This is a genomic window from Hungatella sp. SL.1.14 (genome assembly GCF_024460495.1).
Taxonomy (GTDB): Bacteria; Bacillota; Clostridia; order Lachnospirales; family Lachnospiraceae; genus Hungatella; species Hungatella hathewayi.
In genome coordinates this window covers 65371-78225 of sequence record NZ_JANFYJ010000011.1, presented here as the reverse complement: position 1 = coordinate 78225, position 12855 = coordinate 65371, and the positions used below count along the sequence as shown (strand labels likewise).

Below are 12855 nucleotides of genomic sequence, written 5' to 3'. Positions count from 1 at the left end.
CACACGCATGTATACCAATACCGGATATTTAGACATCGCCGACGCGGATCTGGAAGATGATACGATCCCCCTGCGGATCAACTGCTGCGGTGTCTACCGCCTGCTGACCCGTCTCTCCCTGACCACCATCAGGGCCACCGGCCGCCCCGATTACCAGCTTCTCTACATTGCTTCCGGAAAAGCCGAATTCGTCTTAAACGGCGCCGCCGTCACCATTCCCGCGGGGAACATGGTTTTATATGGTCCTGGAGAATATCAGCAGTATACGTATCTCCTGGAGGACAGACCGGAAGTCTTCTGGGTTCATTTCACGGGATACGAGGCGGCAGACCTTCTTTCCAGAACCGGCTTAAGCCTCGAAGACTGCCGCATTCTGCGCACCGGATGCGCCTCCCGCTATCAGGATCTCTTTCTCTCCATGATCCGTGAGCTGCAGCTGCCGCGCCCCTTGAGCGGTGATTTCTCCTCGCTGTATTTTAAAGAGCTTCTTCTGACCGTGGAGCGCCAGATCGCGGAGGGCGGAAAGAATAAACCGCAGATACAAAAAGAAATGGAGCACGCGGTCCATTTCTTTCATGAAAATTTCTCTGCGGACATCGATATATCCGATTACGCGGCCAGTCTTCACATGAGCACCTGCTGGTTTATCCGGAGTTTCAAGCAGTACGTGGGCGTCCCGCCGCTTCAGTATCTGACCTCCATACGGATCAATAAGGCAAAGGAGCTTCTGGAAAGCACCGACTGCCCGGTCAGTGAGATCGGCTCCATCATCGGCTATGAAAATCCGCTGTATTTCAGCAGAATCTTTAAAAAACAGACAGGACTTTCACCGGCTGCCTACCGGAAAGTCCTGCCATCTGCACACACTAGCACTTAATGGATACTCCGCACGGATACTTGATATCGTCAATCACTACAAACACTTCGTACGTCCCCTTCATTCCGGCCTTGTTCACATTGGTCTTTGTCACGCGCTCGTCGGACTCCAGGAACGTTCCGCAGCACATGGCCTTGTGGGAAACCGCTGTAGTGGAAATATAATAACGGTGCTTCTCCTCGCCCTTCTCCAGCATGAGCATGACCAGCTGACCCTTCTCGAATTTCGCGTGGAAGGTGAAGCGGTCGTCCTCATCCTCAATTCTTGCCTCATAGCGGTCCGGGATCAGTTCGCTGCTCACCGGCGCAGGGATGTCTGTGTCAAATTCCTTCGTCACGCCCATTTCTCCCAGAACAGAACCTTCACCCAGTTCTAAATTCCCCTGTTCCGCATACAGCTTCATCTTCTCAGCTCTGTAATAATTGCCCTTGGTATGCAGCTCCAGCATCTTCTTGTCGTCACAGAGTTCCACCGTTGTGGCAAAGAGCGTGCCGCCCATGTTCTGCTCCAGCGCACCCAGAGATTCGGAAATCTCGCCGTCCTTATTGTAGGCGCTTCCACCGGAATGAACCATGTAATGGCCTTCATTATAATATTCCACGTTGCAGATATATGGGGAGAAGAACTTCGCCCCCCGGTCCTTTCCGTACTGCCAGATCTGCTCAATCGTCATATCCTTTGTATTGATTCTGTAGCGCACGCCTCTGGAATAATTATTTTTAGCGGCGCGGTAGTTCTCCCTGATCTTGGAACCCCAGTGATGGTTGTCAAAACACATCACATCGCCGTCCGGCGTGATTAAGCAGGCGTGCTGCTCATACTGCCATTCAAAGTCGGTTCCGATAGGCTTGAAGAAATAACGGTCCACCCACTCCTGCGGCCAGCCTTCCGGATCAGACAGAATCCAGTTAAGCCTTCCGGTCTCAAAATCGATATTCACGATGGAATCCATATGTCTGCCGGAAAATGTCAGGCTGTGGCTCTTCTCATCGTACCACACCGCGTTGTTATGGAACCAGTCCTTCTCCGACCAGCTGCCGCTCTTTCCCAGTCCCGGCTCCAGAAAATTCTTATAATCCCAGGTCTTTAAGATCTCGCCCGTGTTCCTGTCAATCAGCACGCACATATCTTCCACGGTGTCCGATGTCAGATCCTCGGTCAGCCAGAGAAGACTGCCGTCCGGCATCTCAAACGCATCATGGTGGGAACCTCCCGGCAGGCGGTATTCGTGATAGATCTTTCCGCAGGCACTGGTCTCATACATGCCGGACATATAGTACGGCATCTGCACAAGACGGTCTGTTCCCATGAGAATATGGCCGTTTTTCAGTCGTTTCATATCGAAGACGCATTTGATGTTTAAGCACCACCTGACATCTCCCGCATAGTCAAAGGCCACCGCCAGCTCTGCCCCCGACGGCGATAGGAAAATACAGTCATCCTGTAAGTATTCCGGTGTCGTATCCATGGATTCAAGCGGTGAATCTCCGTCAAATACATCCGGCACCTCGATCTCTACCGTATGTACCTTTCCGCGGTATTCCCGTATCTCCACCCGGTTTACATATCCGGAATAAAGCCCCACCACCGGCAGCACATGCTCCTTTGCCCGCGGAAACGTATGTGTAATATTGCCTTCCTTCGCCTTGCCAAGTACGGTCACTGTAACGGCGGTCTCTTCCTCTGTATAAAAGGAGATTACCGCGGAAAGCGGATTAATCAGATAAAGGTTGTACGATACCAGCGGATTGTCGATGGTATACGCTCCGGAACGGAGTTCTTTAAGCATTGCCTCCTCCGCTCTGGCCTGTTTTTTAATCATGTGTTCTTCAAATGAGTAGACTGCTCCTGCCATAAATTCTCTTCTCCTTCTTCCGGCCTCTGCCGGATTTTTGTTTGACAAAAGTATAACATACAGGGAGAAGGCAGAAATTTAGCCTTGACTATATTCCTGGGATTTTTTATTGCCTGAGCTCCTGAAAACCGGTTTTATCGTTCCGCATCTATCTCTGCATTGATAAGCCATTCACCGTCATCTTTTACAGTAATATTCTGCCAGTGAAATTTATGCTCACCAATCTCAGTAAAAACCCACTTTCTCCTTTCATCACCAGTGAAAGTAAGAACGATCATTTCCCCCTGCTTTCTTGCTTCCAGCCGTATTATGTTTCCCGTATAACCATAAGCGACATCCCAGGCGTGTGTGTCGGGATTGAAGATACGAAGTGAGGTTCCGTATTCATAATCAGGCAGAATAATAACGTCCTGTACTGCCATCCCCTCAAGAACCCGGGAAAAATGCCACTCGCCTTTGATTACGCGCGAAGAGTCACTCTCAACATAGTTAATTTGCCAGCTGCCGATCAGTTTCCCAAAATAATCAAACTCTTCAGGCAGCGCCGTACTTTTTCTTTCGCTGGTCAGGGCTTTCATAAAATCCTGCATATGATGATTCCTCCTTCGGGATAAAAATATAGTTATATAAGAGCTTTTAAGCGTGCCTCGTCAATGATGAGGATACGGCCTTTTTCTTTTTTGATGATCCCCGATTTTTTCGGGGCAGATGACAGTTTGGAGACGGTGACCGGATGCATTCCCAGGTATTTGGCAATCTCGGCGTAGGTAAAGCCGTGGGGAACGGCGCGGTACTGGCCCTCGCGGCTGCTGAAGGCCAGGAACCATTTGTAGAGACGTTTTGAGGCACATTCCTCCTGGGTATCGTGGAATTTGCGGACCAGGGTGACGTAGTTGCAGGTCACCGCCTCCATGATGTAGGAAAGGAAGCAGGCATCTTCCTCCAGCAGGGTTTCAAAGGTTCTCTCATCCAGACGGTAGAAGACACAGTCCGTCTTTGTATCGATGCCGAACGGAATTTTTTCCTGTACGCAGTCGTCCCCGGACAGTGTATAATCCTCTCCGCGGACTTTTCTGTAGTGGCGCATCAGGGCCGGAGCAAACCCCAGGAGATGATCGTGGGGGAAATAGATAAAGTCTTTCTCCTCTCCGTCCATGGTGAGAGAGGTCAGGCTGGCGATGCCTTCCACCAGATAATAGATATAGGAGTCGGACAGTCTGGGGTTGCAGATCGATGTCTCCCTCTTCACTTCAATTCTCATGCCGTAGCGTTCAAAATATTGTTTTACTCCGTTTTGATCCATACCGCCGAAGCCCTCCCGTCAATTTGTCGCTTTTCTGTATGATGATTTCCTAATTATATCTTTTTACAAATATTGGAATAAAAATATAACCAAGACTATATTTTACTGTTTGTTAATATATTATCATATTTTTAAGAAATATAAAACAATAAAGTATAACACTAGGGGGTCCATTATGGCACAAACGAAAAAAAAGGATTTTTATTCCATTCATCTGGTAATCGGAATCGGCATCATGCTGCTGTTCCGTTTTCTTCCGATCCAGCTGCCCTGTATTACGCCGATCGGCATGGAGATTCTGGGTATCTTCATCGGCACCCTGTATTTATGGACGACGTCTGACCCGATTATCTCCAGTATTCTCTCTATCTTTTTGGTGGGGCTTACCGGGTACAGTACCATGAACGAAGTGCTGACCGCTACATTTGGCAATCCGATTCTCGTTCAGGTCCTCTTCCTGCTGACAGCGATCAACTGTCTCATCGAAAACAACTTGACAGAATACTGCGGCCGTTTTTTCCTGACCAGGAAGATCTGTCTCGGCCGTCCCTGGGTGCTGGCGTTCTTTATCATGCTGGGCTCCATGCTCATGGGTGCGTTCATGGGCGGTTTTACCCCGATCTTCTTATTCTGCCCCATCCTTTATGATATTTTTGAAACCGTTGGACTCAAGAAACACGACAAGTTCCCGACTATTATGCTGATTCTTGTCACGGTAGCAACTCTGCTGGGCTTCCCGATCCCGCCGTTCATGGGCAACGGACTCGCCCTCATCAGCAATTACGCTTCCGTAACCGGCAACATGGGGGCGGTAATCGAGATCAATAACGCAGGCTATCTGCTTACCGGTCTGATCCACGCAACCGTCTGTATCATCGTACTGGTCCTGTTCTGCAAGTTTGTACTGAGACCGGATACCAGCAAACTGAAAGAATTAAAGATGGAAACGTTAAACAAGAATCCGCTTCCGCCAATGAGCCTGCGTCAGAAATTCATTGCAGTCTCCTTCACCGTGTTCATCCTGATCCTTTTAATTCCAAGTGTAATTCCCGCTCATCCGGTGGGACGCTTCGTAAAAGCAAATACATACGGCATCGCCGCTTTCTACGTGTTCCTGTTATGCGCGATCCGGATTTCAAAAAAACCGCTGATGGATTTCTCCAGCACCATGAAAAGATTCTCCTGGAGTACCTACTTCCTCATCGCTTCCGCAATCCTGCTGGGAAATGCGCTGACCAATGAAAGCACCGGCGTATCCGCGTTCTTAAACACCGTGCTGATGCCTGTGCTCCAGAACGTTCCGGCTTCCGCCTTCGCCGTGATCATCATGATTCTTACCGTGGTCTTAACCAATGTGTGCAACAGCTTCGTAATCGGCCTCTTAATGCAGCCGGTTATCGCAACCTTCTGTATGGCGACGGGAATGAACTCCGCTCCGGTGGTGTCCATGATGATATTATTCGTACTCTCCTCCGCGGCCGTCACACCGGCAGCATCTCCGTTCGCCGCACTGCTTTTCGGCAACAAGGACTGGCTGAAATCCGGGGAAATTTATAAATATACGACCATATTTGTCGCGATAGAACTGGCAATTGTGCTGCTAGTCAGCATGCCGGTGGCTAATATGCTGATTCGGTAATGACAGCTGACGAATCCGGCACTGTGCAGTACAGTACAGTGCCGGAATTATGAGAAAGACGGGAATCCTGCGGCTCTGCAGCGCTTCCCGTCTTTCTTTTTTTTTCACTACATCTGGTATTTTCCACCGATCTGTGATAATATTAGGCGTTCACCATTATCAGTCATAGAAGAAAAGGAAACTATAAATACATGACATTTAAAGACTTACAACTATCAGCACCACTGTTAAAAGCACTGGAGGAGAAGGGCTATACCACCCCGTCCCCCATTCAGGAAAAAGCAATTCCACACGTTCTGGCCGGGAAGGATGTTCTGGGCTGCGCCCAGACAGGTACAGGAAAGACCGCCGCATTTGCCCTTCCGATTATCCAGAACCTGATGAAGCCATCTGACAAAAAACATTCAAAACGGGTGATCCGCTCACTGATTCTCACCCCGACGCGGGAACTGGCGCTGCAGATTGCAGAAAATTTCAAAGAATACGGTTCCCATACTCCGGTAAGATGCGCCGTCATATTCGGCGGAGTCTCCGCAGTTCCCCAGATCAAAGAGCTGCAGCGCGGCATTGACATTCTGGTAGCCACCCCCGGACGTCTGAATGATCTGATTCATCAGGGCGAGATCAGCCTGTCTCATGTGGAAATGTTCGTTTTGGACGAGGCGGACCGCATGCTGGATATGGGCTTTATCCATGACGTTAAAAAAATTATTTCACTGCTTCCGGTCAAAAAGCAGACTCTGCTGTTCTCGGCAACCATGCCCCCCGAGATTCAGGCACTGACCGAAAAGCTCCTGCACAATCCGGCCGTCGTGGAAGTGACTCCCGTCTCCTCCATCGTGGATCTGATAGAAGATTCCCTCTACTATGTGGATAAAGAGAATAAGCGTGCGCTGTTGGTCCACCTGCTGAAACGCGAAGCCATCACCTCGACCCTTGTCTTCACCCGCACCAAACACGGTGCTGACCGAATAGCTAAATTTTTAACAAAAAACCGGATCAATGCCGCCGCCATTCACGGCGATAAATCTCAGGGCGCACGCCAAAAAGCGCTCAGCCAGTTTAAGGCGGGAACGGTACGGGTGCTGGCCGCAACTGATATCGCCGCCAGGGGTATTGACATCGAAGAGCTTTCCTGCGTGATCAACTTTGATCTGCCTAATGTTCCCGAAACTTATGTCCATCGGATCGGCAGAACCGGACGGGCAGGTCTCGGCGGACGGGCCATCTCCTTCAGCGACATCGAAGAAAAAGCATACGTGGAGGATATCGAAAAGCTGATTGGAAAAAAGATTCCGGTCGTAAAAGACCATCCGTTCCCCATGACCGTATTCACCGTTCCCCAGAAAGAGACGAAGCCCCGGCCGGTAAAGAACACCGGAAGAAACGATGCAAAACGTCCGCAAAAAAGCAAGGTTGCTCAGACGGCCAGGCCCCGAACGAGAGTTTCCGTGAACGCCTCCGCCGGCAAACGAACCGCCGCTAAATGAGTCCCGTATTGATTGTTCCAGAATAAAACAACAGAGACCGGACAGAAGGCATTCGCCATCTGTCCGGTCTCTGTTTTATCGGTTCCTGGCCGTTCCGTCTATTCAATCAGCCGTTCCACATCAAGCATTCCCCAGCCCTGCTGATTCATGGGCAGTCCTAAGTCCACCGCCCTCTCTCTCAGCCTGAGTTTTACGTCCCGGTTGCTCATATAAGGATATTTCTGCAGTAAAAGTGCAATCGCCCCTGATACCAGAGGCGTGGACATGGAGGTACCGCTTTTGGACTGGTAGGCCCCCGTTTCCGGGGCACAGCTGATGATTCCGGCTCCGGGAGCAATGATTTCCGGCTTACAGATACAGGCTCCTGTGGGGCCTCTGCCGGAATAGTCGATCATACGGTTTCCCATTACATTTACTTCTTTATAGTCGTCGGAGCAGCCCACCGTAATCACCTTCCGGCTGATTCCCGGAGTGGTTATGGTGTTCTTTCCCGGCCCCATGTTGCCGGCGGCCACACAGACCACCAGACCGTCATCCCAGGCGGCATTGACGCCCCGCACCAGGACAGAGTTTTCGCTCATGCCCTTCTTCGTAAAAGAGCCGACCGATATATTCACAATCCGGATTCCCAGCCGTTCCCGGTTCTCCCGGATCCATTTGATCCCCGCCAGGACATCGGAGGCGTATCCGTTTCCCTTCTGATCCAGCACCTTGACCATAATGATATGGCATTCCGGCGCCACCCCCTGATATCTTCCATCGGAGGAAGTCCCGCTTCCGCCGATAATTCCTGAAATATGCGTTCCATGACCGTTGTCGTCATACGGCTCCCGTCTCCGGTGTACCATATCCGCAAACGCAGCTACTCTATGTTCAAAATCTTCATGAAGATAAATTCCCGTATCCAGCACGGCCACACCGATTCCGCGGCCCGTCAGGCCCATACGGTAGGCCGCTTCACATCGGATTACTTCTCTCGCATGGTTCACAGTCCATTTACCTGATTCCTTTTTTATTAGGATATTCCATTTACATTCCCATGTTTCACCCCTATAATGGAAATAACTGAAAAAAAGGAGAATCGTATTATGGATAACCACAATTCTGACGCCATGGAGCTGACCATGAAGCTGGTCCGCATCGACAGCACCGATCCCGGCGCCTGTGAAGGTGAGATCGGGACCTTTATCTTCCAGTACCTGAAAGATCTGGGCGTCCCCGTCATAAAAAAAGAGGTCCTTCCGGGCCGTTTTAACATCATGGCGAAGGTGGAGGGAGAGGAGGACGCTCCCGCTCTCGTCTACATCTGCCACATGGACACCGTCACCACGGGAGAGGGCTGGACCGTCTCCCCCTTCGGCGCCGAAGTCATCAGGGGCCGCATCTACGGCCGGGGCGCGTGCGACATGAAATCCGGCCTTGCCTGTGCACTGTCCGCCTTTACCTCCATGGCCCTCAAAGCCCGAAACGGGAAAAAGCCCGGACGTTCCCTCGTCTTCATCGGAACCGTGGATGAGGAAGACTTCATGCGCGGGGCTGAGGCCGCCATTGCAGACGGCTGGGTCTCCAAAGACTCCTGGGTTCTGGATACCGAACCCACAAACGGACAGATCGAAGTCGCCCACAAGGGCCGCACCTGGTTTGAAATTACCGTGAACGGAATCACGGCTCACGCCAGTACCCCATGGAAAGGCGCAGACGCCATAGCTGCCATGGCAGAGATCATTGCCGCCATACGCCGCCGGATCGCCGCCTGCCCGGTTCATCCGGATCTCGGTGCTTCCACCGTGACCTTCGGACAGATTGAGGGCGGCTACCGCCCCTATGTGGTTCCCGATTCCTGCCGGGTCTGGATTGACATGCGTCTCGTTCCACCGACAGACACGGCAGGTGCGGCAGCGATCGTGGAAGACGCCATCGCTGCCGCCATAAAGGAGATTCCGGGCATCACCGCAGCGTATCAGATCACCGGCAACCGCCCCTATGTCGAAAAAGACGAGCAGTCTCCTCTTTTAAATGCACTGTCCAGAGCCTGTGAAGAGGTTACCGGCGAACCGGCACCGGTAAGCTTTTTCCCCGGCTACACGGATACCGCAGTCATCGCCGGAACACTCGGCAATCACAACTGCATGTCCTACGGCCCCGGTGATCTGGAGCTGGCACATAAACCGGATGAATACGTACCGTGTGAGGATATTCTGCGCTGCGAGGAGGTCCTTACGAGGCTGGCTGATAACCTGCTGTTCTGATATCCGAGCGGCATCAGACTGTTTTCACGCAAAGGGCCCGCTGAAATCCCCTGTTTTCATCAGGATTTCAGCGGGCCCGTCTCTCTTTTATTCAACGACCAGAACTCCGCTTCTGCCATTCTTCTTAATCTGATACAGCGCCTGGTCCGCCTTCCGGTAAAGCACGTCATAATCCGTCTCACCGCCTGCCATGGCCGCTCCGATACTCAGTGTCACTTCCTGCCCGTGTTTCTCCATCGTCACGTTCTTCACACGGTCGAGCACCTCGGTACAGCGCTGCTTCACCAGATCCGGGTCGTTCACTTCCATCAGGAAGACCACAAATTCGTCGCCTCCCAGCCTTCCGACGATATCATCCGCCCGGAAACAGGCCTTTAGAATCCCGGCCGTCTCCTTCAGCACCTGATCCCCCGTATAATGCCCCAGATAGTCGTTAATCTGCTTGAAATAGTCGATGTCCATGATGATCATGGCTCCCGAACCATCCCGTCCCTCCGCCATCAGCGCCTGCCTCATCCGCTGATGGCTGGTGGCCGAATTGTATACTCCCGTCAGGCTGTCCGTCTGTGCCTTCGCTTCCAGCTGTTCCTTGATTTCCCGCTCCGTCTGAATATCGACCAGCTTCCCTACCGCGTACCACGGCCTTCCAGAAGTATCGGTAACCATTTTGGAGATCACCTTCAGCCAGCGCACATTTCCTCCCGGAAGCAGGCATTCATGCTCCGTATGGTTCTCCTCCTGCGATATCATATAGCCAAAGACCGGATACTTCTGCTTCAACGCCTCAGGACGGCGTATCTTCTTCTCACACCCTAAAAATCCGGCCGTCTGTTCCGTCAGGTTTAAACAGCCTTCCCTGATATTATACTCGTACAGAAACTCGTTGGACAGCTGGCTGAGCTGTTCATACCGCTGGTTCTCCAGCGCCTTCCTGGCCATATTTCTTCTTCTCAGGATCTCAGCGGTTATGAGCACCGCGGTGACAACCAGCAGCCAGAAAAGCACCAGATAGAGGATGCTCTGCTCCGGATTTCTCATCACATACTCGGAAAAGGTCAGATTTCCCGCATCATACGCATTCTGATACAGGAAACGGTTTACCTGTTCCTCCGGAAGTACCCGGATCACTTTGTTCATGATTGAAAGCAGCGTAATATCCACCGGTCTCCTGATTCCGAAACAGTATTTCTGCGTCCAGTTTTCCGATTGTGCAAACGTGAATAAATTTTTATAATTGTGGTCAGCCATATAATACTGAACCGCATAGCTGTTGCCGTAACAGTAATCCGCTTCCCCCTTATGGACTGCCTCCATGCATTCTTCTACGTTGTCATAATAATGCAGTTCTCCCTGAAGGCTCTGCTCCGTCAGCAGTGATTTCTGAAGCGCCAGCTTTTTTCCCGATAAGTCCGCAAGCGCCTTTACATTTTCATTCATAATCAGCTGCAGAGGGACAGACAGATAGGAAAGCGTAAGCGCGCAGCTTTCGGCCCCGGTTACCTCATAGTCACCCGCGATGCCGACCACCAGATCGACGGCACCGTCCTCCATTGCTCTGGAATACTCCTCCCAGTTATGAAAGGGAACAATCTCATAAGACAATCCGGTCTGCTCCTCGATGTACTTAAGCACCTCGATGGAAATCCCCCTGATCTCCCCGTTTTTTGCCTGGTACTGAAGCGGTGCCCGTCCCAGCATTACGCCAGCCCTGACGGTTCCCCTCCGGCTGATGTACTCCCTTTCCGAGTTCGAAAGTACCAGCCCGTCCTCTCCGGTAAAATATTTTCTGTTAAGCTCCGCAGTCATAAACGGATTGGTGGAGGTAATAATCTCCATGGCCTTATTCAGTTCTCCCGCCACCGCCTGATTTCCCTTCGTCACCCCGAAGTAAAAAGGACGGGAATCAAACCTGGAAATCACACGGAGCTCGCGGTCGCTTAAGCTGACATCCATACTCAGAACCGCATCCGCTTTCCCCGTCTTAAGCAGCTCCATCTGTTCTTCCCCGGTACTGCACAGCACCTGATTCACACGAAAGCCGTTCATGTCTGCAAAACCATTTAACTTTTCATCTTCCTGACCGTCAAAGCTGACCACAGCAACCCGGATGTCATCAAATGAGTCGTAATCAAATTCCGTGTACTCCAGATTATCCTTCAGGACGGATATCGTCTTATGAGCCGTTCCATAGCTGTATTCGGGATAGTCAAAGAGCTCTGCAAGCCTTTCCGAATAATTCATGGCCCCCAGCAAATCAATTTCCCCGTCCCTGAGCATGGTGAGCAGTCCGGACAACTGCTCATCCAGCGACCCCTCCACTGTAACAAATTCATATTCCCAATTGGTATAGCGCGCAATCTCCTGCAGGTACTCATACGTATATCCGCTGTAAGTCCCATCTTCACTGATCTCCGTAAATCCCTGCTGGACCGGATACCCTACCCGCACAACCCTGGAGCCGTTCTCTGCAGCTCTGGCTGTAAAGGAAAACAGGAGCAGGCAGAACAGGACCGTAAACAGTATTCCTATCCTGCCGCGCCATCTTCTGCCACCCATGTCTTTTCCCCCTGCACATCAAACGTTATTCTTATATCCAATCATAAGTCAGAATTGCCGGATCGTCAAACACTTCCGGAATTTTCCCTCCGTCTAAGCCGAAAAACGGGCAAAATACGAAAACAGGCGGCCCTCACAGGACCGCCTGACTGATACGATTCTTATTTACGTCTGCCCACAATTCTGATGATATACAGGAACAGGTTCACAAAATCCAGATATAACTGGAGTGCGGAAAAGATAGACGCCTTTGCCGCCATCTCCGGATCCTGCGCGTAATACTGGTGGTAAGCCCTGATCTTCTGTGTGTCATACGCGGTAAATCCAAGGAAAATGAAGATACCGATGTAGCATACGATCATCTCAAACTGTCCCAGATTGATGAACATGGACAGCAGCCAGAATACAACCAGGAAAATCAGTCCGCCCATCAGGAAGTTGCGGATACGGCTGAAATCCGCATTGGTTACGTATCCAATCACAGCCATAACACCGAAGAAAATGGAGGTTGCGCCAAATACCAGAATCAGATCAACCATATCGTACATGAGAAAGTAAGCCGAAAAAACAACGCCGTTTAAAACCGCATACGTGAAGAACAGCGCTCTCGCCGTGCCGACGGACATCTTATGGATTCGCGCAGATAAGAATAAAACGACCGCGATCTCCGCCACACCCAGAAGCAGATACGCGTAAGGAACCGCAAATACATAGATGATCGTTCCAGTCGTATATCCAAACGCGGCCACCAGGAATGTGATGAGAAGTCCGGCAAACATCCAGCCGAAGGTCTTTGCAGTGTACTTCCCCAGCGGTTCTGCGCTGGTGCTGTCGGAATAAACGTAAGGCTGATTTGTTGAATTATAATCCATATGTATAATCCCCT

10 protein-coding genes are annotated in these 12855 nt (G+C 51.1%); 4 read left to right on the top strand and 6 right to left on the bottom strand.

The genetic code is table 11. The annotated features are described in order from the left end of the window. Window positions 1-7 precede the first annotated feature (7 nt). Window positions 8-877, top strand: coding sequence for an AraC family transcriptional regulator (locus NE473_RS13560; protein WP_055649873.1), 870 nt, complete (start codon window positions 8-10; stop codon window positions 875-877). Here the strand turns inward: NE473_RS13560 and NE473_RS13555 are convergent. The 3 genes from NE473_RS13555 to NE473_RS13545 form a co-directional block, all read right to left on the bottom strand. Continuing rightward, a complete protein-coding gene (locus tag NE473_RS13555; protein ID WP_256265285.1) occupies window positions 867-2732 on the bottom strand; it encodes an aryl-sulfate sulfotransferase in 1866 nt (621 codons plus the stop codon). The genes NE473_RS13560 and NE473_RS13555 overlap by 11 nt on opposite strands. 134 nt (window positions 2733-2866) lie before the next feature. Beyond that, a complete protein-coding gene (locus NE473_RS13550) occupies window positions 2867-3322 on the bottom strand; it encodes a hypothetical protein (protein WP_006770813.1) in 456 nt (151 codons plus the stop codon). A gap of 32 nt (window positions 3323-3354) precedes the next feature. After that, window positions 3355-4035, bottom strand: coding sequence for a Crp/Fnr family transcriptional regulator (locus NE473_RS13545; RefSeq protein ID WP_256265284.1), 681 nt, complete (start codon window positions 4033-4035; stop codon window positions 3355-3357). A gap of 175 nt (window positions 4036-4210) precedes the next feature. On the opposite strand from NE473_RS13545, the gene NE473_RS13540 reads away from it, so the two are divergent. Then, on the top strand, window positions 4211-5674 hold the full coding sequence (locus tag NE473_RS13540; protein ID WP_006770811.1) for an SLC13 family permease: 1464 nt from the start codon (window positions 4211-4213) through the stop codon (window positions 5672-5674). Window positions 5675-5865: 191 nt separating this feature from the next. Continuing rightward, entirely contained in the window at window positions 5866-7164 is a 1299-nt protein-coding gene (locus NE473_RS13535) for a DEAD/DEAH box helicase (protein ID WP_022032617.1), read from the top strand. Between the two features lie 98 nt (window positions 7165-7262). Here NE473_RS13535 and NE473_RS13530 read toward each other — a convergent pair whose 3' ends face one another. After that, window positions 7263-8153 (bottom strand): S8 family peptidase, encoded by an 891-nt coding sequence (locus NE473_RS13530; RefSeq protein ID WP_022032618.1) that lies wholly within the window; start codon window positions 8151-8153, stop codon window positions 7263-7265. A gap of 99 nt (window positions 8154-8252) precedes the next feature. Here NE473_RS13530 and NE473_RS13525 point away from each other — a divergent pair, with 99 nt between their 5' ends. Beyond that, window positions 8253-9413, top strand: coding sequence for a M20 family metallopeptidase (locus NE473_RS13525; protein ID WP_155521581.1), 1161 nt, complete (start codon window positions 8253-8255; stop codon window positions 9411-9413). Between the two features lie 87 nt (window positions 9414-9500). On the opposite strand, the gene NE473_RS13520 is transcribed toward NE473_RS13525, so the two are convergent. Further along, a complete protein-coding gene (locus tag NE473_RS13520) occupies window positions 9501-11969 on the bottom strand; it encodes a transporter substrate-binding domain-containing diguanylate cyclase (RefSeq protein ID WP_055649871.1) in 2469 nt (822 codons plus the stop codon). Between the two features lie 161 nt (window positions 11970-12130). After that, window positions 12131-12841, bottom strand: a complete 711-nt coding sequence (locus tag NE473_RS13515; protein ID WP_022032621.1) for a Bax inhibitor-1/YccA family protein — start codon at window positions 12839-12841, stop codon at window positions 12131-12133. Between the last annotated feature and the right edge of the window lie 14 nt (window positions 12842-12855).